Raw genomic sequence first — 22,616 nt, forward strand, 5'->3', positions numbered from 1 at the left:
GCGCGACGCCCCGGTGCCGGCTCAGGGAGTGCAACAAATCGCCCGTACGTCTTCTTTCGTCTTCACCGAACGATCCGACATAACCGGTGTGCCCGCATGTTCAGGACTTACGCCGTATGAGGGCATGACCATTACGAGAACACCGCATCCTGGGGTGAGGCGATACCGCCGATGCCCGCGGTTTGCCAAACGATGATCGTTACGTGATCGTCGGGGCATGGTTGATCTGGGCACGGACCGGCTGCGCGCCGGGATCCGGCGCGAGGTGCGGTACATACGCGAGCAGGCGGCCGGGCTGGCCGAGCGCGACTCCGAGCAGCGCTTCGAGCTGCGGCAGATCGCCAAGGCGACCCTGGCGGCGGTGCTGGCCTGGTTCCTGGCCGACCGCCTCCTGCCGCGCGAGACCGTGTGGATCGCCCCCGCCACCGCCGTCATCATGGTGCACGCGACCGTGTACCAGACCCTCACCAACGGGGTGCGGCGGGTGTGCGCGGTCGCGGCCGGGGTGATACTGGCCGGTAGCGTCGGCTACCTCATCGGCCTCACCGCGCTGGGCCTGCTCCTGGTCGTGCCCCCCGCGCTGGTCGCGGCGCGCTGGCACCGGATGGGCCGCCACGGCACCGACGTGGCGACCACCGCCGTGCTGATGCTGTCGTTCGGCGCCGCGTCCCAGGAGCGCTACCTGCTGGCCTACGTGGTGGCCACCGGGGTCGGGGCCGTCTCCGGCGGCCTGATCAACGCGGTGGTCTGGCCTCCGCTGTACTACCGCCGCCCGCACGAGGCGGTACGCCGCCTCAGCGGGGAGGCCGCCACCCTGCTGGAGAACGTCGCCGCGGGGATGCGCGAGGGCTGCGACCTGTCGGGCCTGCCCGACTGGCAGCGGCAGGCCACGCGGCTGGACAAGCACCTGGCCCGCGCCGCCTCGGCCATCGCCGACGGCGCCGAGAGCCGCCGCTACAACCTGCGCGGAGCGCGCATCCCCGAGGCGGACGACCACCAGCGGCTGCTGTCGGCGATGAGCGAGATCGGCGTGCACCTGCACGCCGTGGTGCGGGCGCTGGCGCACACCGCCCAGCGCGGGCGCCCCCACGAGGACGGCCCGTCGTTGATCGGCGAGGAGTTCGGGCGCGACTACGCCGAGCTGCTGGACCTGCTGGCCGGGGCGCTACGGGCCCGGATGCGCATGACGGACGAACCCGCCCGGCTGAGCGCGATGATCTCCGTCGCGCTGGAGCGGGCCGACGCCATCCAGGAACAGATGACCGAGGAGGTGCGCACCGGCAGCCTGGACCGGCCGCGCGGCTGGGCCGTCACCGGGAGCCTGCTCACCGACGCCGAACGCATCCTGACGAACCTCAAGGCGCTGCACGCCGACTCCCCGCACGACCCGGCCGTCCTCGGGGACGGGGACGGGGTGCCCGAGGCCCTCGTGTGAGCCGGGGCGCGGGCGGGCCGGGGGGCGTGCCCCCGCCCCCGCCCCTCGCCTGAGACCGGGCACCCCCTCACCCGGCGCCCCTCGTCCGGCCCGATCGGTCAGGCGGTGCGGCCGCGCAGCGTTCCCGGGACCGCGCGCGTGATGACGGAGATCCGGTTCCACGCGTTGATCGTCGAGATCGTCACGACCAGCGCGGCCAGCGTCTCCGGGGCGTAGTGCCGTTCGGCCTGCGCCCACACCTCGTCCGGCACGGTCTCGCCGCGGTCGCACAGGCGGGTTGCCTCCTCGGCCAGGGCGAGGGCCGCCCGCTCGGCCTCGGTGAAGAAGGGCGTCTCCCGCCAGGCCGCCACCGCGTACAGCCGCTCGTCGCTCTCGCCCGCGGCCTTGGCGTCGTGGCAGTGCATGTCCACGCAGAAGCCGCAGCCGTTGATCTGGCTGACCCTGATCTTCACCAGCTCCCGCGTGGCGTGCGGCAGGTCGCTGGAGGCCGTGTACCTCTCCAGCGCCTGCATGGCCCGGTACGCCTCCGGGGCGAGCTCGGCGACGTTCATCCGCTGCTTCATCGAACACTCCTTAGTTTCTCCGGGTTCATCACGATGTCGATCTCGGTGATCCGGCCCTCGGACACGGTCAGCCCGTAGACGGCGTTGAGCCGCCCTTTCGCCGTGCGCAGCAGCCCGGCCCGGCCGTTGACCGTGGCGGAGGTCAGGACGTTGTCGCGGCCGTACTTCCCGGCCACCCCCAGCACGAAGCGGGCCACCCGGCCGGCGCCGTGCACCGGCCGCCGGGCCGCCCCCACCACCCCGCCGCCGTCGCTGCGCAGCACCACGTCCGGGTCGAGCAGCGACGTCAGCGCGGCGAGGTCGCCCTCCCCGTCCCTGGCGAACCGCGCGAACGCCTCGACCACCCTGCGGTGCTCGGTCTCGTCGACCTCGAAGCGGGGCGCCCGCGCCGCGACGTGCCCGCGGGCACGGGCGGCGAGCTGCCGGCACGCGGCGGCCGACCGTCCGACCGCCCGCGCCACCTCCTCGAACGACAGCCCGAACACGTCGTGCAGGACGAAGGCGGTGCGCTCGGCCGGGCTGAGCGACTCCAGCACCACCAGCATGGCCAGGCTCATCGACTCGTCCAGCGTCACCCGGTCGGCCGGGTCGCCGTCGCTCACCACCGGTTCCGGCAGCCACGGCCCGACGTACTCCTCGCGGCGTACGCGCGCCGAGCGCAGCACGTCCAGCGCGAGCCTGGAGACCGTGACCACCAGCCAGCCCGTGACGTCCTCGATCTCCGCGCGCCCGGCCCTGCCCAGCCGGAACCAGGCGTCCTGCACCACGTCCTCGGCCTCGTCGAGACTGCCGAGCAGCCCGTAGGCCACGCCGACCAGCCGCGGCCGGATGGCCTCGAACTCGGCCGCGAGGGCCTCGTCACCGTTCACGTCACAAGGACGGGACAGACGCGGGGTATGTGACATCCGTTCCGCGGCCGCGTGTCACGAGGTGGCGGGAGCCGCGTCCTCGGGGGTGGGACGGCGGATGGGGGTCAGGAGCGCGGTCATCGCGATCAGCAGGCAGGCGGTACCGGCGACGAGACAGGTCACGGTGACACCGTACTCGCCCGCGCCCCAGGTCAGCGCCGCCGCGCCCACCGGGCCCAGGGAGAAGTGGATCGTCCAGAACGCCGAGGTGACGCGGCCCAGCAGACGGTCCGGGGTGACCTGCTGGCGCAGCGACATCGAGCAGATCCCGGCCACGCTGACGCCGCAGAGATAGACGGCCATCAGGGCGGCGATCACCGGGACGCGGCCGGAGAGGCCGACGCACGCCAGGGCGAGCGCGCTGACGGAGATGGACCCGATCCAGGTGACGCCGAACCCGAGCCTGCGGCGGACGGGTGCCACGAGCAGGGCCCCGGCGATCGTCCCGGTCGCGGCGATCGCGAGGACCGTGCCGACGGTGCCGTCGGAGCGGCCCAGGTCGTGCTTGAGGTGGTAGATCAGCACGTCGGTCATCCCGAGTGTGAAGAAGATGAAGAAGGACAGCAGGATCGTCAGGGAGCGCAGCACCGGCTGCCGCCAGAGGAACCGGGCACCGGCCGACAACTCCTGCCAGGGCCTCTGGCGCTCCGGCGCGGGGACCTCGGTTGCCCCGGTGGCCTCGGTGGCCTCGATCTTCCTGAACCGGACGAAGAACAGGCCCGCCGCCGACAACGCGAAGCTCGCCGCGTTGACGCCGATCGCCGCGGTCGGCCCGAACTGCCCCGACACCACCCCGGCGAGCAGCGGGCCGCCGAGACCGGCCGCCGCGGCGGTCGCGTACAGCCGGCCGTTGGCCTCGGTGACGCGGTCGCCCCCGACCAGGTTGCGCACCGCGGTCACGTAGGTGACCTGGAAGACCATGCCGACGGCCTCGCCGAGCGGCAGCACCACGTACAGCAGCCAGATCTGGGGGCCGAACGTCCAGGCCAGCGGGATGAGCCCGTACAGCGCCAGGCGGGCCAGGTCGCAGCAGATCAGCAGCGTCCGCCGGTCGAACCGGTCGACCAGGACGCCCGCGAAGACCCCGGCGAACACCGACGCGGCCCCCGCCACGCCCGTCAGCAGCCCCATCTGCGCAACCGACCCGGTCACGTGCAGCACCAGCAGCGGGACGGCGATGTAGGCGAACGTGTCCCCGGCGACGGAGAGGGTCTGGGAGACCCAGAAGACCCCGAAGTTCCGGTCCCGCCACAGCGGCGGTGAGGGCGCGGTTCCGTCTCCCGATGGTTCTGCCACCGGATCACTATCACCCGCTCCGGGGGATCTTTTCCACTCCTTTGTCCCGGGGGTGAGGGGGTCGGGCGTCCTTCCCGGCACCGGAGGGGCATGTGAAACGGTCCCGGGGCCGCTCGCGGGCGTCGTCCCAGGACCGTCGTCCGGCGGACGGCTCGGGGCGTGGCCACGGTTCGGCACAATGACTGATGTGCGCGTTGAACTGCTCGGGCCGTTCGAGGTCCGCGACTTCGAAGGGGCCGTGGTGGAGGTCCCCGGGGTCCGGCTGCGCGCGCTGCTGGCCGCGCTCGCCCTCGAACCCGGCCGGAGCGTCTCGCGTACGAGGCTGGTGGACTGGATCTGGGGGCGACGGCCGCCCGCGGACGAGGTGAACGCCCTGCAGGCGCTGGTGTCCCGGCTGCGCAGGGTGCTGCCGGACGGCGTGATCGAGGCGGACTCCGGCGGCTACCGGCTGGCCGTGGCCCCCGACGCGGTGGACGTGTGCCGGTTCGAGCACCTGGTCGGCGTGGCCCGTGCCACGGCCCCCGCGGAGCTCACGGCGCGGGCGGACCTGCTGCGCTCGGCCCTGGCCCTGTGGCGCGGTACGGCCATGGCCGGCATCGCGCCGCGCGACAGCGACGCGTTCGACGCCGCGGTCGCGCGGCTGGACGAGCTCCGCGTCACCGCGCTCGCGGACCGGGTGGAGGCCGACATCCGCCTCGGCCGCGGCATGGAGCTGGTCTCCGAGCTGACCGGGCTGGTCGCCGCGTACCCGCTGCGGGAGGGGTTCGCCGCGGCCCTGATGCGGGCCCTCGCCGAGGCGGGGCGCGTGAACGAGGCGCTGACCGTGTACCGGCGGACGCGCGAGCGGCTCGCCGGGGAGCTGGGCGCCGATCCGTCGGCCGAGCTCTCCGCGCTGCACACCGCGTTGCTGCGGGGCGAGGTGGGTGAGCGCGCCGGGAGCCGCAGGACGAACCTGCGCGCCGAGCTGACGAGTCTCGTCGGCAGGGACGACGACGTCTCCGCGGTCGCCGCCCTGGCCGCCGGGCACCGGCTGGTCACCCTGACGGGGCCGGGAGGCTCCGGCAAGACGAGGCTGGCCACGGAGACCGCGCGGACGATGCTCGCCGGGCTGCCGGACGGGGCCTGGCTGGTCGAGCTGGCCTCGGTACGGGCGGGCGGCGACCTGGCGCGGGCCGCCCTCACCGCGATCGGCCTGCGCGACCAGGCACTGCCCGGCGGCGCGCGGGGCGGGGAGCCGATGGACCGGCTCGTCGCCGCGGTCCGGGAGCGCTCGATCCTGCTGGTCCTGGACAACTGCGAGCACGTGATCGAGGAGGCCGCGGCCTTCGCGGACCGGCTCCTGGGGGAGTGCCGGAGGCTGCGGGTCCTGGCCACGAGCAGGGAACCGCTCGGCATCACCGGGGAGACGCTGTGGCAGGTCGAGCCGCTCGCGCTGCCCGCGAGCGGAGCGGACCCCGCCGAGGCCCGGTCCTCGCCCGCGGTGCGGCTGCTGCGCGAACGCGCGGAGCTGGTACGCAAGGACGTCGGCTCGGACGCGCGCACGCTGGCGGCCATGACGCGGATCTGCCGGGCGCTCGACGGGATACCGCTGGCGATCGAACTGGCCGCGGCACGGCTGCGCACCATGTCCGTCGACCAGCTCGCACGCCGGCTCGACGACCGGTTCAGCCTGCTGAACGGCGGCAGCCGTACGGCGCTGCCCCGGCACAGGACGCTGCGCGCGGTCGTGGACTGGAGCTGGGACCTGCTGACCGAGGCCGAGCGTGCCGTGCTGCGGCGGCTGTCGGTGTTCTCCGGCGGGGCGAGCCTGGAGGCGGCCGAACGGGTGTGCGCAGGCGCCGCCTTCGGCGCGTCCGGCGTCTCCGAGGGCTCCGGCGCGTCCGGCGCGCCTGGGGCGTCCGGCGTGTTCGCCGGGGAGCAGGTGCTCGACGTGCTGACCGCGCTGATCGAGAAGTCGCTGCTGGTCGCCGACGGCGAGGACACGCCGCGCTACCGCATGCTCGGCACCGTCAGGGAGTACGCGGCGTACCGGCTCGCCGAGGCCGGGGAGGTCGAGCCGGCCCGCCGGGCGCATCTGGCCCACGTCACCGAGCTGGCCGAGACGGCCGATCCCCACCTGCGCCGGGCCGGGCAACTGAGATGGCTGTCGGTGCTCCAGGCCGAGCACGACGACATCGGCGCGGCCCTGCGCGGGGCGATCGCCGAGGGATGGGCCAAGGAGGCGATGCGGCTGGCCGTGGCCGCGGGCTGGTACTGGTTCCTCAGTGGGCACAGGAACGAGGGCACCGAGCTGAGCATCGCGGCGGCCTCGCTGCCCGGCGAGGTGCCCGACGAGACACGGGCGATGGCGTACACCATGGTGACGGTGTTCGTGACCTCCGGATCCGGCGGCGACCAGCACCGGGCGCGGGAGTGGATCCAGGAGGCGCACCGGCTCGTCCGGCGCGGCGGGTACCGCAACCCGCTGCTCGGGTTCGTCGAGCCGCTGGAGCGGATGCTGCGGGAACCGACGGAGTTCTTCCCCGCGTTCGAACCGCTCATCGCCGACGGCGATCCATGGGTGCGCGCGCAGGCCAGGCTCACCCACGGCCGGTTGCGGCTCACGTTCGGTGGCGACGAGACCGGCGTGGACGCCGACATCGAGATCGCCCTCGCCGAGTTCCGCACGCTGGGCGACCGGTGGGGGATCTCGATGGCGCTGACCTTCCTGGCCGACCGGCTCGCCACGCGCGGCGAGTTCGCGCGCGCCTGCGAGCACTACGAGGAGGCGGTCACGGCGCTGACCGAGGTGGGCGCGACCGAAGATCTGATCATCCTGCGGGCGCGACAGGCCCAGCTGCGCTGGCTGCTCGGCGACGAGCGGGCCGCCGCTTCGGCCATGGCGGACGCGCGGCGGTGGGCGGGCGGGATCACCTGGCCGGACACGCTCGTCGAGCTGGCGCTCTCGGAGGCGCAACTGGCGTGCTGGCGCGGCGAACCGGAGGCGGCACACCGGCACCTGGCCACGGCAGGGGCGGCGCTGGGCGACGGCGCCTCCTTCGACGTCAGGGTCATGAATCTGCGCGGCCACCTCACCGAGGATCTCGACGAGGCCCGCGCGTACCGCAGCGAGGCGTTCCGCGTGGCCGTGGAATACGCCTACCCGCCGCTGACCGCCGAGGTGCTGGTCGGGGTCGCGGATCTCGCGTTGCGCCGGGGGGAGTACGAGCGGGCCGTGCGGCTGCTCGCGGCGAGCGACGCCGTGCGCGGCACGCAGGATCGCTCGCTGCCGGACGCCTCCAGGATCGCCGCGGACGCCAGGGACCACCTCGGCGAGACCGCCTTCACCGAGGCGGCCCGCGCCGGAGCGCGGGAGGACTGGCGCGACCTGGCCGAGATCACGCTTGCCCCGTGAACGCCGCGCGTGCCCTCCGGCGTTGGCGGCCTCTCGCGAGGGATGCCCGAGCCCTTCCGGACGCCGGGAGGCCGGGTGAGCCCGCCGAACCGGGCGATCCCGACCACAGGTGCATGACGCGGCGGATGACCTGCGGACGGTCTGACCCGTCGTCGGTTCGCGGTCATGTGTCCCAGGTGACCGGGAGGCTCTTGACGCCGTAGATGTCGGCGATCTCCGGGCGCAGGGCGACCTCCTCGGCCGGTACGGCCAGGCGCAGCGTGGGGAAGCGGCCCAAGAGCGCGGGGAGGGCGACGCGCAGCTCGACGCGGGCGAGTTGCTGGCCCAGGCACTGGTGGACGCCGTGGCCGAACGCCAGGTGCCCGCCCTCCTGCCTGCGCAGGTCGAGCGTGTGCGGGTCGGTGAAGCGCTCTGGATCGCGGTTGGCGGTGTTGTACGACAGGATGACCGTCGTACCGGCCTCGACGGTCCGGCCGTCCAGCTCCACGTCCTCCAGCGCGACCCTGTGGAACTGCTTGGCGACGGTCAGGTAGCGCAGCAGCTCCTCGACGGCGCCCTCGGTGAGCGCGGGGTCGGCGCGCCACGCGGCGAGCTGCCCGGGGTTGCTCAGCAGGGCGAAGGTGCCCAGCGCGAGCATGTTCGCGGTGGTGTCGAACCCGGCCGACAGCAGGAGCAGGGCCATCCCCTGGAGCTCCTCGTCGGTCAGGTCGCCGTCGAGCAGGTCGCTGAGGATGTCGTCGGTGGGGTTCGCGCGCTTGGCGGCCACCAGCTCGGCGAGGTAGCTCTGGGTCGCGACGTAGGCCGCGATCAGCTCCTCGTCGCCGACCTCCCCGCCGAGGAATGTGTCGATGTTGTCCTGGAAGGAGCCGCGGTCCTCGTACGGGACGCCTAATAGCTCACAGATGATGACGGAGGGGATGGGCCTGGCGAACGCGGTCACCAGGTCCGCCGAGGGCCCGGCCTTCTCCATCGCGTCCAGGTGCTCGGCGGTGACCTGCTCGACGCGCTCGGTGAGCTGGCGCATCCGCCTCACGGTGAACTTGCCCGTGAGCGGCCTGCGGTAGCGGCCGTGCCGCGGCTCGTCCATCAGCAGGAACTCGCCGGGCGGCGCCGGAGGGACCTCGATCTCGCCGTAGTCGATCAGCGGGTGGTGGCGCATGAGCTCCTTGCGGGAGCTGAACCGCGGGTCGGCCAGGACCGACCGGACCAGGTCGTACCCGGTGACCAGCCGGCCCTGGTGCCCGTCGGGGAAGGGGAGGCGGCTGATCGGGCCGTGCTCGCGGGCCTCGACCAGCTCGGCCGGAGGATCGAAGGGGCAGCCGGGCCGGCGCGCGGCCGGCATCGTGGCGACGGTGTGGAGGGATTCACCCATGACGATTCCTCATCTCGCGACGGTACGTTCCTCACGCGATCCCGAGGCCGCATCCACCGGACCGCTCAAGGCTCCACCATGGCCGACCGCGCTGACACCGGGCCGTCACCGCACTGACACGACCGCTGACGCGACACCGGGTCGCCGGCATGGCGCCGGGCCGTCGACGTGGCAGCGACGATTCCCGTGGTCGGGTCGCCGTCTCCTCCTACCGCCCGGCGGCCGACCGGACGGCTCTGACCGCGATCTTCGAAACGGCGAGGGCCGTCGGCTCCGCGCCTCGAACGCCCGTCGAACGAAGGCCCGGTGGCAGTGTCACAGCCGGACGACGGCCGGGCGGGTGTGGGCCGGGCCGTAGGCCATGATGCGTCGCAGGGCGAGGCGGAGCCGGTCGATCGTCTCGTCGTCCACGTCGAGGACCGCTTCGATCTCGGGGTCGTCGAAGCCCAGCTCCTCCAGGGCGTGCGGGGCGATGACGACGCGGAGCACCCTGTCGTGAAGGGTGATCTCGCCGACGGCCCCGTACGCGGTCGCCTGGCCGGTGGTGACCAGGCAGTGGCCGTCCGTCTCCGACTCCTCGACGTCCTCGTCCTTCTCTTCGTCCTCGTCCTCGTTCTCGGACAAGGCGCACTGGAAGATCAGTTCCATGCCCTCGCCGTCGTCGCTCTCGGCGACACCGGCGGACAGGCATTCCAGGTCGTGGTCTTCCGCCACTCCCGCGACCCGGGCGGTGAATCGAATGGTCATGGCGGGGAGCGTAACGGGCCACGGCCAGGACGACGTGGTCGTCGCCACCCACGTCTCAACGTTGGCGATCACCCAATATGTTGGAAACCTTGGAAAGGTGAGTGTATGGACCCAGAAGCTCGTGCTTCCCATCAGGACCGGGAGACGACCGTCCTGCGCCTCCAGCGGGCGTACACCGACGGCCGCCTGACCTCGGACGAGATGGAGTCGCGCGTCGAACGCGCCCTGACCGCCGTGTCGCACGGCGATCTGGCCACGTTGACGGCCGACCTGCCCGAACGCTCCGACGAGGTGGTGACCCTGACCTCGACGGCGGGCAAGATCGTGCGTACCGGCCGGTGGCGGGTGCCCCGGGTGTTGCGCATCGAGTCCGAGTTCGGCGACCCGCGCCTGGACCTGACCGAAGCGGAGATCGACCACCTGGAGATCACCCTGGATCTCCACCTGACGTACGGCTCCGCCCGCATCACGTTGCCACCGGGCGCCAGCGCCGACGCCGACGGGACGAACTGCGAGTGGGGCAGCGTGTCGTCCGAGGTCCCGGGCGTGGCGAGGCCGGGCCTGCTGCATGTGCGGGTGACCGGCAAGCTCGGCTTCGGCAAGGTCCGCATCCGCTACCGGAGCACCGGAAAGCGCCGCTGGTTCGGCCGCTGACACGGACCCCCGCCCGCCATGGGGCGGCGAGCGGATCCCCTCGAACCACCGGCGAGCGGATCCCCTCGAACCACCCCTTGACCCCGAGGCGCCCCTCGACGCCAAGGGATGGCTCTCGCCCGCAGGACCGACGGCACCTCCTGGGAGAAGGCGGCCGGGGCGCGAGCGGTCAGCGGCGGTAGACCTCCTGGCCGTCGACGAAGGTCATGGCCACCGCCGTCCGCCAGATGTCGGCGGCGGGTTCGGCGAACGGGTCGCGGTCCAGGACGACCAGGTCGGCGCGGTTGCCCGGGACGATGCTCCCGGCGTCGTCGTCGCGGTTGATCCACGCCGAGCCCGCGGTGTAGGCGGTCAGCGCCGTGGCCAGGTCCAGGCTCTGGCCGGGCAGGAACGGGGTCTGCGCCGTCGGGTAGCCCGCGTGCATCGAGCCGCCCGGTTCGGTGCGGTTGACGGCCACGTGCATGCCCTGGATCGGGTCGGCGACCGAGACCGGCCAGTCGCTGCCCGCGCAGAACCGCGTGCCCGCGCGCAGCAGGTCGGCGAACGGGTACTGCCAGGACGAGCGCTCCTCGCCCAGGAACGGGATCGTCAGCTCGTCCATCTGGGCGTGGTGGGTGGCCCACAGCGGCTGCAGGTTGGCGGTCACGCCGAGTTCGGCGAAGCGCGGCACGTCGGACGGCTCGATGACCTGCAGGTGCGCGATGTGGTGACGGTTGGCCGGGTCGGTCCCCTCGAAGGCGTCCAGCGCCTCGCGCACGGCCCGCTCGCCGATGGCGTGGACGTGCACCTGGAAGCCGTGCCGGTCCAGCTCGGCGACGTGCTCGCGCAGCAGCGCGGGCTCGACGTACGACAGGCCGGTGCCGCCGCAGCGGCAGTAGGGCTCGATCACCGCGGCGGTGAAGTTCTCGGCGATGCCGTCCTGCATGATCTTCACGGAGGTGGCGCGGAACCGCTCCAGGCCCTCGGCGGAGCGGCGGCGCTCCAGCAGGTCGGGGATCTGCTCGGCGCCGCGCGTACGGTCCCACCAGAGCGCGCCCACCACGCGGGCCCGCAGCGCGCCGGAGGCCGCCGCCGCGAGGTAGGTGGGCAGCGGGTCGTCGGAGCCGGCGTAGGAGCCGACGATGGCGTCCTGCCAGCCGGTGATGCCCAGGGAGAACAGGTGCTCCTGGGCGGCGAGCAGCGCGTCGTGCAGGTCGCCGGCGGTGGGGCGGGGGGCGAGCAGGCCGACCAGGTCCATCGCGCCCTCGTGCAGCACGCCGCTGGGGGTGCCGTCGGGGTCGCGCTCGATGCGGCCGTCGGCGGGGTCGGGGGTGTCGCGGGTGATGCCGGCCAGCTCCAGCGCCCGGGTGTTCGCCCAGGCGGCGTGGTGGTCGCGCTGGATGAGGTAGGCCGGGCGGTCGACGACGTCGAGCTGGGAGCGGTGCGGCAGGCCGCCGGGGAAGGCCGACATGTCCCAGCCGCCGCCGTCGATCCACGGCCGTTCGGGATGCGCGCCGGCGTAGGCGGTGATCCGCTCCAGGTACTCGGGCAGGCCGTAGACCGACGACAGGTCGCACCTGGCCCGCTCCAGGCCCGCCTGCACGGGGTGGATGTGCGCGTCGGTGAACGCGGGGGTCAGCAGACCGCCGTCCAGGTCCACGGTCTCGTGGCCGGGCGCGGCCAGCTCGGCCACGTCGGACGCGGTGCCCACGGCGGCGATCCGGCCGTCGCGGACCAGCACGGCCTCGGCGAAGGCGTCGGCGGCCAGGAAGACCCGGCCGCCGCGGAAGAGCAGGTCGCCGCGGGAGGAGAGGTCGCTCACGCGCCCACCGCCGGGACGCGGACCGCGCACGGGGCGGACGGACGGGACAGGGGTGTGCGCGAGGACGAAGGGCGGGGGGTGGTGCCCGGTGCGGGTGTACGGGACATGGCTCTCCTGGGCCTGGGGACGCGGCCGGTGTCGGTGTCCGGCGTCAGCGTCCGGTGATGGAGTCGGCGACGCGGGCCAGCACCGAGGTGCGGCCGAGCCCCGCCTTCTCCCGGGCGTCGGCCCGCCGGTAGAGGTCGTACATGGTGTGCACGCCGATCCACCGCAGCGGTTCCACCTCCCAGCCTCGCACCTTACGGTCCACCCAGGGGAGACCCGCCAGCTCGGTGTCCTCGCGCAGGATCAGGTCGCGCAGGGTACGGCCGGCCAGGTTGGCCGTGGTCACCCCGTGGCCGGTGTAGCCGCCCGCCCAGCCGATGCCGGTGGCGTGGTCGACGTGCACGGTGGCGCACCAGTCGCGCGGCACGCCCAGCACGCCGGACCAGGTGTGCGCCACCCTGGAGGCGCGCACGGCCGGGAACATGCCGGTCAGCAGCTCCCACAGCGCCTCGATCGTCCACTCGTGCGTACGGCCGCGGTCGTCCACCCGCGAGCCGTACAGGTAGGGCTTGCCGCGCCCGCCGAACGCGATCCGGCCGTCGGCGGTGCGCTGGGCGTACATGTAGTAGTGCGCCATGTCGCCCAGGAGCTCGCCGCCGGACCAGCCGATCTCGTCCCAGAGTTCCGCCGCCAGCGGCTCGGTGACGATCATCGAGCTGTTCATCGGCAGCCACGCGCGGTGGTACTGCCCGAACTCGGCGGTGAAGCCCTCGGTGGCGCGGATGACGTGACCGGCGCGGACCGTGCCGTAAGGGGTGCGGGCCTCGTGCGGGGCGATCGCGGTGACCGGGGTCCGCTCGAAGATCTCCACCCCCAGTTCCCGTACGGTGTCGGCCAGGCCGCGGGCCAGCCTGGCGGGCTGGATGCGGGCGCAGTGCGGGCTCCAGATCGCGCTGACCGCGCCGTTCACCCGCAGCCGCTCCTCCCTCTCGGCCCGGTCGAGCAGCCGAACGTCCTCCTCGGTCCAGCCCCAGTGGCGCTCGTGGGCCAGCAGCTCGCGCAGCCGCCGGTCCTGGGCGGCGTTGGTGGCGACCGTGGTGACGCCGCCCTTGACGATCTCGGCGTCGATGCCCTCGTCCCTCGCCACGCCCACGACCTCGTCGACGCTCTCGAACATGATCCGCTGGAAGCGCCTGGCCGCGTCCGCGCCGTGCGTCCTGGCGTAGCGCTCGGGGGTGCCCGCCAGCTCGCCGACCAGCCAGCCGCCGTTGCGGCCGGAGGCGCCGTAACCGGCGAACTCCTTCTCCAGTACGACGACCCGCAGGCCCGGGGAGGCCTTCTTGAGGTAGTACGCGGTCCACAGGCCGGTGTACCCGGCGCCGACGACGGCCACGTCGGCGTCGAGGTCGCCGTCCAGGGGCTCACCGGCGGCGGGGAGGCCGAGGGAGCGGTACCAGAAGGAGACGTCTCCGTTGACGAAGTCCCCGGACAGGGGAACACGCGTACTCATCTTCATATCCTGCTATATCCGTCTATATCGGCATAACTGGCAACGGAAATCGTTGTGTGAACGCCGTCCGGCCACGCAATCGGTGATCTTGTCCAAATGTAACGACGGGCTCACTCGTGTGTAGCAGTCCCGTAACAGGACCGGGCAAGGCTATCTCCTGACAGAGGGAGCGTTCTGATGGGGTTTCTGCGAATCCGTACGACCGTCGACGAGAGGCCGGGGCGTCTGGCCTCACTGGCCGCCGCGCTCGCCGCCAAGGGCGGCAACATCCTGGGCCTGAGCGTCCAGACCGACGTGAACGGCACGGTCGACGAGTTCGTCACGGACATCCCGGCGAACGCCGAGGTGGTGCGCGAGGCGCTGGAGGCCGCCGGGGGCCGCGAGGTCCAGGTCGTCACCGCCACCGCGCACGAGCTGACCGACGAGCCCACCCGGGTCCTGCTGCTCGCCTCGCGGCTGCGCACGACGCCCTGGCGCCTGCCGGAACTGCTCGGCGAGCTGCTGCGCGCCGAGGACTCCCGCTGGGTCTACGGCTCGGAGATGAGCGATCTTCCCGACCCGACGCTGCTCACCGTCCCGGTCACCGCGCGCCGCGCGATCAGGGTCCGCCGCTCGGAGCTCCCCTTCACCCTCACCGAGGCCGCCCGCGCCGCCTCCTTCGTACGGCTGGCGCAGCCCCCGGCCGAGCAGACCGGCGACGACCGCGAGCTCAAGCTCTCCGACGGCACCGAGGTCCAGGTCCGCCCGCTCATCGGTATGCACCGCGAGGCCGTACGCGACCTGCACGACCGCTGCTCGCCCGAGGCCCGCAGGTTCCGCTACTTCACCGCGATGCCGGCACTGCCGCCCAAGGTCTTCGACCGCCTCTGCGACCGTACCCGCGGACACTCGGTCGTCGCCGGCCAGGACGGCCAGGTCATCGCCGTCGCCAGCCTGATGTTCACCCCCGATCCGGGCATCGCCGAGATGGCCTTCCTGGTCGAGGACCGCTGGCAGGGCAGGGGACTGGGGACCCACCTGGCCGGGATGCTCGTCCGTCAGGCCCGCGACCTGGGATTCGCCGAGGTCAGGGCGACCCTGCTGTCGGACAACGCGCGGATGCGCAGGCTGCTGGTCTCGCTCGGCGCGACCCTGAACCACACCGAGGACCCCGGCGTGGTGGAGGCCAGGCTGGCCGTGGGCGTGATGGCGACGGCGGCCCCGAGCTGACCCGTCACGCGTCCTCCCCGTTCCGGGATCGCTCAGGGGTCCCGGAACGGGGAGGCCGCACTCCCGCGCCTCCCGTCGGGGGTGGGCGCGGGACCTTCCCTATCCCTGCGCCTCCTCCGTTTTTCCGGCCTCTCCGGCCATCGCCGCCAGCCTGCGCTCGATCCGGTCCAGGCTCTCCTGGACGCGCTCCAGCCGGGCCTCCACGGAGGTCCCGAGGGTCGAAGACCCCTCCTCCGCGTCCAGCGCGCGGCGCACGTCGCGCCGGCCGAGCAGCATGATCACCTGGGTGCGTACCGCCTCAAGGTGCGCGCCCCTGCCGGTCAGCACGCGCGCGGCCACCCCCTCGCCCTCACGGATCAGGCCGAGCAGGATGTGCTCGGTGCCGATGTAGCTGTGGCGCAGTTCGAGCGCCTCCCGAAGGGACAGCTCAAGCACCTTCTTGGCGCGGGAGGTGAACGGGATGGCGCCGGTCCCGGCCCGCTCGCCCCGGCCGATGATCTCCTCGACGTCGTTCCTGACCTGTTCGCCGGCGATGCCGAGACTTCGCAGGGCGCGGCCGGCGACGCCGTCCTCCTCGCGGACCAGTCCGAGCAGGATGTGCTCGGTGCCGATGTGCTCGTGGCCCAGCCGGCGGGCCTCCTCCTGGGCCAGGACCACGACCCTGCGGGCGCGATCGGTGAAGCGCTCGAACACGGGAAGCCTCCAAGAGGGGTGTCGAGGTGCCTGACACCCACTATGCGCCAGCCGCCGGGTGGGTGGGAGGAGATCCACCGTGGATCTCACATCACACGACATCCCTGTACGGCCTCACCCGGCCTCTGGACGGCAAATCATACAATTTACTGTCAATTTCGCTGAAAACGCCTTCCGCTGCCGGGCGGAGGATGCGTAGGGTCCCTGCACATGACGCTGAACGCCTTCATCGACGCGCTCCCCAAGGTCGAGCTGCACGTCCACCTGGTCGGTTCCGCCTCGGTCCCCACCGTTCTCGAACTCGCCCGCCGCCACCCGGACGGCGGCGTCCCCACCGACGAGGAGGCGCTGCGCGCCTTCTACCGGTTCCGCGACTTCCCGCACTTCGCCGAGATCTACCAGGCGGTCAACGCCCTGGTCCGCGAGCCCGAGGACATCGCCACCCTCGTGCTCGGCCTGACCCGCGACCTGTCCGGCCAGAACGCCCGCCACGTCGAGCTGACCGTCACCCCGTACGCCCACCACGTGACGGGTATGCCGATGCGCGAGGTCACCGAGGCCCTCGACGATGCCGCCCGCCGCTCCCGCGAGGAGCACGGGGTGCGGGTGGCCTACGTCTTCGACATCCCCGGCGAGTACGGCGCCGAGGCGGCCCGGGTCACCCTGGACCACGCGCTCCAGGAACCTCCCCGCGAGCTGGTAGGTTTCGGCCTGGCCGGGATCGAGCAGGAACGCCCGAAATATCGGGACGTCTTCAGGGACGCCTTCCGCGCCGCCACGGCCGCGGGGCTGCGCAGCCTGCCGCACGCGGGCGAGATGAGCGGCCCCGAGACCATCTGGGAGGCCCTGGACCACCTCGGCGCCGAGCGCATCGGCCACGGTACCTCCTGCATGCAGGACCCTCGCCTGATCGCCCACCTGCGCGAGACGCAGATCCCGCTGGAGGTCTGCCCCACCTCCAACGTCTGCACCGGCCAGGTCGCCCGCATCGAGGACCACCCCCTGCCCCGCATGATCGAGGAGGGCCTGTTCGTCACCCTCAACAGCGACGACCCGCCCATGTTCTCCACCAGCCTGAGCCGCGAGTACCGCGTCGCCGCCGAGGACCTGGGCCTGGACCGCGACACCCTCGTCACCCTGGCCCGCAACGCCGTACACGCCTCCAGCATGAACGCCCAGGACAAGCAGGACATCCTCACCGAGATCGACACCGTCGTCTCCGCCGACACCCCTTCGAACTGATCCCTTAAAGCATCGGACGATCGGAGGTCACTTCTGGCCGAGGGGCGGGTTGAGCTGGGCCAGCCCGCTCTGGAACTCGGTGACCCACTCGTTGGTCTCCCTGGTGATCGTCGCCGACAGGTCGGTGATGAAGGCCCGGAGCAGTTCGAGGTACTCCTCCACCGGAACCGGCCGCTGCTCGGCCGCGTCGCGCGCGTTGAGCACCGCCCAGTCGAGCTGGAAGTCGTGCAGCCGCGACTGGATCTCCTGCGCGCAGACCATGTTCCGCATCCACCGGGACGAAAGCCCGAGAAAGTGGTCGAACGCGATACAGACACCGCCCGAAGCCAGCAGCACGTAACCCCACCCCAGGCCGCCCCCCGCACCGGCCGCGCTGGCCAGCGGCTGGAGCCCGCCCGCGGCGGCCAGCACGATCGCGGCCCCTCGCAGCACCTTGGAGGAGACCCGCTTCCTGACGCGGTCCCGCATGTACCGGGTGTACGCCTCGATGGCCCGCTCCTCGGCCTCGAGATACATCCGCCGCAGGACCTCCTCGGGCCTGCGCCACTCCTCGGCCGACACCAGCGGGAAGGACCTGACCCCCAGATCGGGCTGCCTGGACGCGCGACGTCCGCCGGTCGCGGCAGCGCCGCTCCCCTCCGGCACCCGGCCGCCGGGGGGGCGATGCTGGACATGGGGGTCACCTGTCTTCGGGGAGAGGGAGGAGGGCGCCCAGAGGGGAGTCGTACGGCACGTGGCACGGACCGGGGACGTAGGGGGCGAGTTCTTCCGAGGCGAAGGTGCACAGGTTGACGGCCCACCAGAACATACCGGAGTGGCCGCCGCTGAACTTGTAGCGCAGCGCGCCGGGCCCGAAGGCGGCCGACCCGCCGGATAGAGCGAACAGCGTGGCAAGGTGGGCGCCGATGCTGGAGTTCCAGTGGGGGTGACCTTGACAAGCTGGTACTGGTTGGGCACGTCGCCGGGGCGGGCCTCCCCGCGCACCCCGGTGCTGCCCGCGCAGAGCACGGCGAGGGCGTCGGCGCCGTAGCTGTCGATGCGGCCCTCGTGGGTGTGCCCGTGCAGCGGCAGGTTCAGGTGCGGGGCGACGAGCTCGCCGAACTGGTGCCGATCATGCAGGAAGGCGTCGTCGCCCGGGTCGGCGATCACCGGGTTGTGGTGCATCACGCCGATCCTGAGCCAGCCTCGCCTGGCGTACGCGCGAAGCCGGTCGGCGAACCAGCGCAGCTGGTCCTCGCCGCAGAAGCCATGGTGGTCGGCGTCCAGATGGCTCTCGGCCATGGTGGAGTTGAGCCCGGCGACGACCGTGTTCAGCTCGGGCATCTCGAACAGGGACCACGGCTGGTCCTTGGGGAACTCAATGCCCGATGTGCCAGCATAAAACTGGCTGAACATTCTGAAATATGGCATTCATTTGGGCCAGTATGGGGACGTAGGGGTTATTTCGTCCCCGGCACAGTCGTCGAAGCTACGCCTGGCACTTCTTCCAGCTGATGTCGCGGTTGCCCGGCACCATCGCGACCCTGTCGTGCCCGAGCCCGAGGCCCGCCGCTACCTCGGTGAGAAACTCGCTCACCTTTGTGAACTCGGTGGGAAGCGCCCACTCGGCCAGGTCGCCGGAGGCCACCACCAGGTCGGGCCGCAGGTTGTGCTCACTGCGGAGCCAGGCGACGTCGTCCAGTAGCCGTGCGGCCAGCGAAGAGTGCTTGCGATCTCCCTCGGTGATGCCCTCCGCCCCGAACCGATGCTCCCTTCCGAACTGCATGTCCGAAACGTGAAGAATAGTGATAGAGCGTCGACCGGTCATGACCCCTCCACGGATACCGCCGTGGTCGCAATCATAAGACGGTCATTGATATGAAAAATCTTAGCAAATGAGTTTCGATACGCGATACCTATCAAGGCGGCAGTTCAGGGAGACGGACGTGAAGCAGTATGTTTCTTCAATACGGTCAAATAGAACGTATTCGCCGCACGCGACGGTTCTGCGGGGGTTATGGAGAAGTATGCGATGACACGGTCGGTGTCCGCGGGAGACCGTACGTAGGTACGTGTCGTGTCCGACTTCTGGGCACGAAGCGCCGTCCTGGTAAGCCATTCGTTCATGACCGGGACCGAGCAGTCGAAGTCGCCGGGGTCATGCTCCTCGCGGAGGGGCCGTGAGCGCCAGGTCACGTCGATTCGTGATAGCCGGGCCGTCGCCGCGCGACCCTGCGGAGCACGGGTGCGTCATCCGGTTCGTCGAGCGACGAGAGCAATTCGTCGAACTGCTCGGCGGGCATCAGTGTGACGTCGGGCCGGGCGAGCACTCGGCCGGCCTCCGCGCGGGCCGCGCGTAGCACGAACGACGAGGTGGACTCTCCCGTGGCCTCCGCGGCCTGCACGATGAGTGCCTCGGTGGCCGCGTCCGTGCGCATCTCGATGCGATGTGTCTTGGCGGTCATCACCATCGCCTCCACCTCCTTTCCATCGTACGGTGCTCATACAGCGGGACCTCTGTCGCGGTAATCGTATCTGTAACATTCCGGCTGCACAGCGTAATCAAGGTTGACCGCTCATCGCCAGACACGCCCGGTCACAAGAACAGCGAATGCAATGTCTTGGTGTGTGGGGGAAGGCGAGGCGCGAGCTCTTCAGCCCACGTGACCGTGACGCTCCATCACGCCTTCGGTGTTGACTCCCGCAGGGGAGGGCGGGAGGTCACGGTGAGATCGACACCGTCATCGGGTAGCGCTCGTGACCGCCTGGGAAGCTCGGCGAACTCCGGCTAACCCTTCCTGCCGTTCCCGTTCCCGTTGTTGCCGCCGTTGTTGCCGTTCCCGTTGTTGGTGTTCCCGTTTCCGCCGCCGTTCTCGTTGCCGGGCTTCGGGGCGGGGTCGCCGGTCGTGGGTGCGGCGGCGGGCTCCGTCGCGCCGGATCCCGCGCCGGTCGGGCGGGGCGCCGACGTGGCACGCTCCCTGGGCACCGACGTGGAACGTTCACTGGGGACGGACGTGGAACGTGTGCGCGGCGTGGGGGTGGATCGTACGCGCGGCGCGGAGGTGGGAACGGACGTGGGGCGGGGCCCGGACGTGGATCGGGTGCGACGGCCGGAGATAGAACGTTCGCCGGTCGCCGTCCGCGCCTCGGTGGTGTGGTCGAGCCGGAACTTCACGGTGGAGTCGGTGCTGGAGGGGGTGACCTGCCCCGGACGGCCGGGTTCGTCGTTCCACCACGCGGAGGTGAGGACACCGGCCGTGACGAGGACGCCCGCGAGCAGGGCCGCGGCGCCGGCCGACAGCCACCGGTACCCGAGGACCCGCCGGCGCGCCGGAGGGGGCCACGGACGTTCGTCGGCCCCGGCGAGCCGGTGGCCTGTGGACGAGAGGGAGGGGGCGGGACCGGTGGGGGAGCCGGGGGTGGGAGCGGGAGGAGAAGCGGAGACGGGGCCGGGGTGGGGGGCAGGGCCGGGAGGAGGGGCGGTGGCGGGGCCCGGGGCGGGATGACCGGTGGTGTCGCGGGGGGTGATCGGCACCGCGACGGCCCCGGTGTGGAAGGGGATCTCGGCGGCACCGGTCTCCTGGTCCCACGACGCGGCGGGGCTCTGCACCCGATCCCGCGGGGTCGCGGAGCCCTGTTGCCGGTTCTGGGGGGTCGCGGGGTCGTGGTCCCGGTCCCGCGGGGTCGTGGAGTCCTGGTCCCGGTCCTGCGGGGGCGCGGGGTCCCGGTCGCGGTCCTGCGGGGGCGCGGAGTCCTGGTCGCGTGACGACGGGGCGGGGGCCTGGCTCCGGCTCCACGGCGGGGCCGCGCCGTGTTCCCTGTCCCACAGTGCGGCGACCTGCTGCAGCTGCTCGCGGGCGCGGGCGGCGTCGGTGCGGACGGCGGGGTCCTTGTCGAGCAGGCCGGCGATGACGGGCGCCAGGGGACCGGCGTGCCGGTACGGCCCCGGGGTGGTCGTCATCACGGCGGTGAACGTGGCCAGCACGGTGCTGCGGCCGAAGGGGGCGTCCCCCTCGACGGCCGCGTACAGGGTGGCGCCCAGGGACCACAGGTCGCTCTCGGCGTTCGAGGCGCCGCCCCCGGCACGCTCGGGGGCGATGTAGGCGGGCGTGCCCACGACCATTCCCGTCCGGGTGAGACTGGGCTCCCCGTCCACGGCGGTGGCGAGACCGAAGTCGGTCAGGACCGCCCGGCCGTCGTCGGTGAGCAGGATGTTGGCCGGTTTGACGTCGCGGTGGACGACACCGGCGGCGTGGGCGGCCTCCAGCGCCGACAGCACCTCCAGCCCGATGCGCGCGACGACGGGAGCGGGCAGCGGCCCGTCGGAGGCGATCACCTCGCCGAGGTCGCGGGACTTGACGAACTGCAGCATGATCCACGGGTTGCCGTCGGTGCGGACCACGTCGTACACGGCGGCGATGTTGGGGTGGCTCAGCCGCGCGGCCAGGCGCGCCTCCCGCATGGTGCGTTCCAGGAGGATCTCGCGCTCCGGGCCTGGCAGGTGGAGGGGGATCGCGACCTCCTTGGCGGCGACCTCGCGGTCCAGGAGCTCGTCGCGGGCGCGCCACACCGTCGCCATGCCGCCCCTGCCCAGTTCGGCGATGAGACGGTACCGCCCGGCCAGCAGCAGGCCGTCGTAGCGCAGAAAGGACACGGGGTCTCCTACCCGGTCGATCGGTTCGGTATGCCGTTCACGTCCCCTGCCGGGGACGCGCCCGTCAGGGAGCGGGAATCCCCTCCGAGGAGGGGATCTTGGAGGCGGCGGCCCGGTCCAGCAGGAAGAGGGTCCGCTGACCGCCCCGGGCACCCGCCGCGGGGACCCGCGCCGGCTCCGACTCCGACAGGGCCTCCCGTACCGCCTCGGCCTTCTCCTCGCCCGCGGCGATCACCCACACCTCGGCGGAGTTCCGGATGACCGGCATGGTCAGCGAGATCCGGGTGGGAGGCGGCTTGGGGGAGCCGTGCACGGCCACCACCGGGCGGGTGTCGTGCAGCGCGGGCATGCCGGGGAAGAGCGAGGCCACGTGCCCGTCCGGGCCCATGCCGAGCATCGTCACGTCGAAGGCCGGTGCCGGGACGTGGTCCCCGGGGCGGGCGGCGCGCCGGAGCTCCTCGGCGTAGGCGTCGGCCGCCTCCTCGGCGGTCATCCCCGAGTCGGGGCCGCGCATCACGTGGACCCGCTCCGGATCGAGGTCGAGATGGTCCAGCAGGGCCTTCCGGGCGCCGGTCTCGTTGCGCTCGGCGTCGCCGGACGGCAGGAAGCGCTCATCCCCCCACCACAGGTCCACCGCGCGCCAGTCGACGGCGTCCCTGGCAGGGGAGGCCGCGATCGCGGCGAGCGTGGCGATGCCGACGGTGCCACCGGTCAGCACCAGGTGGGCCGAGCCCCCGGCCGACTGCGCGTCGAGGGTACGGACGACGACCCGGGCCGCGACGGCCTTGGCGAGCACGTCGGCGTCGCGGTGGATGATCACGGTGGGAACGCTCACGGGACTACTTCTTCTCTTCTCGGCCCGGAGTTGCGGGCGCGGGGCTCGTGGGGTGAGGCTTCACCGGCGAGGCCGGTGACACGGGACGTCCGGTACGGGACGTCGGTGGCGAGACTATCCGGCCCGGGACGCCGGGCACGGGAAATCCAACCATCGAACGGGCGAAACCGGAGTTCTTCTGCAGAACGCATAAACGGGACGCGGGGGCCGCGCCCGGGTGCGGGCCGGGGCCCGCCGCCGGCCGGCGCCGCGCGGGGGTCCCCCGGGGGGCCCCCCCGC

Annotated in this window: 17 protein-coding genes and 1 pseudogene; 5 read left to right on the top strand and 13 right to left on the bottom strand. The window is 72.3% G+C overall.

What is annotated here, in order from left to right; genetic code table 11:
* The first annotated feature begins 217 nt into the window (after positions 1-217).
* Complete coding sequence (locus tag ACLQ2R_RS14880) at positions 218-1,435, top strand: FUSC family protein (protein ID WP_425960077.1); 1,218 nt, start codon at positions 218-220, stop codon at positions 1,433-1,435.
* A gap of 98 nt (positions 1,436-1,533) precedes the next feature.
* Here ACLQ2R_RS14880 and ACLQ2R_RS14885 read toward each other — a convergent pair whose 3' ends face one another.
* Genes ACLQ2R_RS14885 through ACLQ2R_RS14895 form a run of 3 tightly spaced genes read right to left on the bottom strand, consistent with a single transcriptional unit; the run spans position 1,534 to position 4,202 of the window.
* Positions 1,534-1,998: a carboxymuconolactone decarboxylase family protein gene (locus tag ACLQ2R_RS14885; RefSeq protein ID WP_425960078.1), complete on the bottom strand. Its 465-nt coding sequence runs from the start codon at positions 1,996-1,998 to the stop codon at positions 1,534-1,536.
* A complete protein-coding gene (sigJ, locus tag ACLQ2R_RS14890; RefSeq protein ID WP_425960079.1) occupies positions 1,995-2,867 on the bottom strand; it encodes an RNA polymerase sigma factor SigJ in 873 nt (290 codons plus the stop codon). Before sigJ ends, ACLQ2R_RS14885 begins: the two co-directional genes overlap by 4 nt.
* Before the next feature lie 54 nt (positions 2,868-2,921).
* Positions 2,922-4,202 carry an MFS transporter gene (locus ACLQ2R_RS14895; protein ID WP_425960080.1) on the bottom strand — a complete coding sequence of 427 codons (1,281 nt, stop codon included), beginning with the start codon at positions 4,200-4,202 and terminating at the stop codon, positions 2,922-2,924.
* A gap of 178 nt (positions 4,203-4,380) precedes the next feature.
* Between ACLQ2R_RS14895 and ACLQ2R_RS14900 the strand changes: the two genes are divergently transcribed.
* Positions 4,381-7,596, top strand: a complete 3,216-nt coding sequence (locus tag ACLQ2R_RS14900) for a BTAD domain-containing putative transcriptional regulator (protein ID WP_425960081.1) — start codon at positions 4,381-4,383, stop codon at positions 7,594-7,596.
* Between the two features lie 163 nt (positions 7,597-7,759).
* Here the strand turns inward: ACLQ2R_RS14900 and ACLQ2R_RS14905 are convergent, their stop codons facing one another.
* On the bottom strand, positions 7,760-8,968 hold the full coding sequence (locus ACLQ2R_RS14905; RefSeq protein ID WP_425960082.1) for a cytochrome P450: 1,209 nt from the start codon (positions 8,966-8,968) through the stop codon (positions 7,760-7,762).
* Positions 8,969-9,283: 315 nt separating this feature from the next.
* Positions 9,284-9,715, bottom strand: a complete 432-nt coding sequence (locus ACLQ2R_RS14910) for a hypothetical protein (protein WP_425960083.1) — start codon at positions 9,713-9,715, stop codon at positions 9,284-9,286.
* Between the two features lie 105 nt (positions 9,716-9,820).
* Between ACLQ2R_RS14910 and ACLQ2R_RS14915 the strand changes: the two genes are divergently transcribed.
* The gene (locus tag ACLQ2R_RS14915; protein WP_425960084.1) at positions 9,821-10,369 is read left to right on the top strand and encodes a DUF1707 SHOCT-like domain-containing protein; all 549 of its coding nucleotides are present in this window, start codon (positions 9,821-9,823) and stop codon (positions 10,367-10,369) included.
* Positions 10,370-10,538: 169 nt separating this feature from the next.
* Here ACLQ2R_RS14915 and ACLQ2R_RS14920 read toward each other — a convergent pair whose 3' ends face one another.
* Both ACLQ2R_RS14920 and ACLQ2R_RS14925 read right to left on the bottom strand, forming a co-directional pair.
* Positions 10,539-12,170, bottom strand: coding sequence for an amidohydrolase (locus tag ACLQ2R_RS14920; protein WP_425960085.1), 1,632 nt, complete (start codon positions 12,168-12,170; stop codon positions 10,539-10,541).
* 151 nt (positions 12,171-12,321) lie between these two features.
* A complete protein-coding gene (locus ACLQ2R_RS14925) occupies positions 12,322-13,725 on the bottom strand; it encodes an NAD(P)/FAD-dependent oxidoreductase (protein WP_425960086.1) in 1,404 nt (467 codons plus the stop codon).
* A 177-nt stretch (positions 13,726-13,902) separates the two neighbouring features.
* Between ACLQ2R_RS14925 and ACLQ2R_RS14930 the strand changes: the two genes are divergently transcribed.
* Positions 13,903-14,934 carry a GNAT family N-acetyltransferase gene (locus ACLQ2R_RS14930; RefSeq protein WP_425960087.1) on the top strand — a complete coding sequence of 344 codons (1,032 nt, stop codon included), beginning with the start codon at positions 13,903-13,905 and terminating at the stop codon, positions 14,932-14,934.
* 102 nt (positions 14,935-15,036) lie between these two features.
* On the opposite strand, the pseudogene ACLQ2R_RS14935 reads toward ACLQ2R_RS14930, so the two are convergent.
* Positions 15,037-15,627, bottom strand: a pseudogene (locus ACLQ2R_RS14935) (Clp protease N-terminal domain-containing protein); the annotation flags it as partial.
* 210 nt (positions 15,628-15,837) lie between these two features.
* Here ACLQ2R_RS14935 and add point away from each other — a divergent pair.
* Complete coding sequence (gene add / locus ACLQ2R_RS14940) at positions 15,838-16,869, top strand: adenosine deaminase (RefSeq protein ID WP_425960088.1); 1,032 nt, start codon at positions 15,838-15,840, stop codon at positions 16,867-16,869.
* Positions 16,870-16,896: 27 nt separating this feature from the next.
* Here the strand turns inward: add and ACLQ2R_RS14945 are convergent, their stop codons facing one another.
* The 5 genes from ACLQ2R_RS14945 to pgl all read right to left on the bottom strand — a co-directional run bounded on the left by ACLQ2R_RS14945 (position 16,897) and on the right by pgl (position 22,337).
* On the bottom strand, positions 16,897-18,264 hold the full coding sequence (locus tag ACLQ2R_RS14945) for an SLATT domain-containing protein (RefSeq protein ID WP_425960089.1): 1,368 nt from the start codon (positions 18,262-18,264) through the stop codon (positions 16,897-16,899).
* A gap of 73 nt (positions 18,265-18,337) precedes the next feature.
* Positions 18,338-18,676 carry a metallophosphoesterase gene (locus ACLQ2R_RS14950; protein WP_425960090.1) on the bottom strand — a complete coding sequence of 113 codons (339 nt, stop codon included), beginning with the start codon at positions 18,674-18,676 and terminating at the stop codon, positions 18,338-18,340.
* Positions 18,677-19,040: 364 nt separating this feature from the next.
* A complete protein-coding gene (locus tag ACLQ2R_RS14955) occupies positions 19,041-19,319 on the bottom strand; it encodes a DUF1778 domain-containing protein (protein WP_425960091.1) in 279 nt (92 codons plus the stop codon).
* 317 nt (positions 19,320-19,636) lie between these two features.
* A complete protein-coding gene (locus ACLQ2R_RS14960; RefSeq protein WP_425960092.1) occupies positions 19,637-21,502 on the bottom strand; it encodes a protein kinase domain-containing protein in 1,866 nt (621 codons plus the stop codon).
* Positions 21,503-21,566: 64 nt separating this feature from the next.
* Positions 21,567-22,337 carry a 6-phosphogluconolactonase gene (gene pgl, locus ACLQ2R_RS14965; RefSeq protein ID WP_425960093.1) on the bottom strand — a complete coding sequence of 257 codons (771 nt, stop codon included), beginning with the start codon at positions 22,335-22,337 and terminating at the stop codon, positions 21,567-21,569.
* Positions 22,338-22,616 lie beyond the last annotated feature (279 nt).

Origin of the sequence: Streptosporangium sp. DT93, from assembly GCF_049844535.1 — a bacterium.
In the GTDB taxonomy this organism is placed as follows: domain Bacteria; phylum Actinomycetota; class Actinomycetes; order Streptosporangiales; family Streptosporangiaceae; genus Streptosporangium.

Coding starts and splice junctions, on each gene's coding strand:
- add (WP_425960088.1), top strand. CDS start 15,838: ATGACGCTGAACGCCTTCATCGACGCGCTCCCCAAGGTCGAGCTGCAC.
- ACLQ2R_RS14885 (WP_425960078.1), bottom strand. CDS start 1,998: ATGAAGCAGCGGATGAACGTCGCCGAGCTCGCCCCGGAGGCGTACCGG.
- ACLQ2R_RS14880 (WP_425960077.1), top strand. CDS start 218: ATGGTTGATCTGGGCACGGACCGGCTGCGCGCCGGGATCCGGCGCGAG.
- ACLQ2R_RS14955 (WP_425960091.1), bottom strand. CDS start 19,319: ATGGTGATGACCGCCAAGACACATCGCATCGAGATGCGCACGGACGCG.
- ACLQ2R_RS14900 (WP_425960081.1), top strand. CDS start 4,381: ATGACTGATGTGCGCGTTGAACTGCTCGGGCCGTTCGAGGTCCGCGAC.
- ACLQ2R_RS14905 (WP_425960082.1), bottom strand. CDS start 8,968: ATGGGTGAATCCCTCCACACCGTCGCCACGATGCCGGCCGCGCGCCGG.
- ACLQ2R_RS14930 (WP_425960087.1), top strand. CDS start 13,903: ATGGGGTTTCTGCGAATCCGTACGACCGTCGACGAGAGGCCGGGGCGT.
- ACLQ2R_RS14915 (WP_425960084.1), top strand. CDS start 9,821: ATGGACCCAGAAGCTCGTGCTTCCCATCAGGACCGGGAGACGACCGTC.
- ACLQ2R_RS14945 (WP_425960089.1), bottom strand. CDS start 18,264: ATGTTCAGCCAGTTTTATGCTGGCACATCGGGCATTGAGTTCCCCAAG.
- ACLQ2R_RS14925 (WP_425960086.1), bottom strand. CDS start 13,725: ATGAGTACGCGTGTTCCCCTGTCCGGGGACTTCGTCAACGGAGACGTC.
- ACLQ2R_RS14950 (WP_425960090.1), bottom strand. CDS start 18,676: ATGACCGGTCGACGCTCTATCACTATTCTTCACGTTTCGGACATGCAG.
- ACLQ2R_RS14910 (WP_425960083.1), bottom strand. CDS start 9,715: ATGACCATTCGATTCACCGCCCGGGTCGCGGGAGTGGCGGAAGACCAC.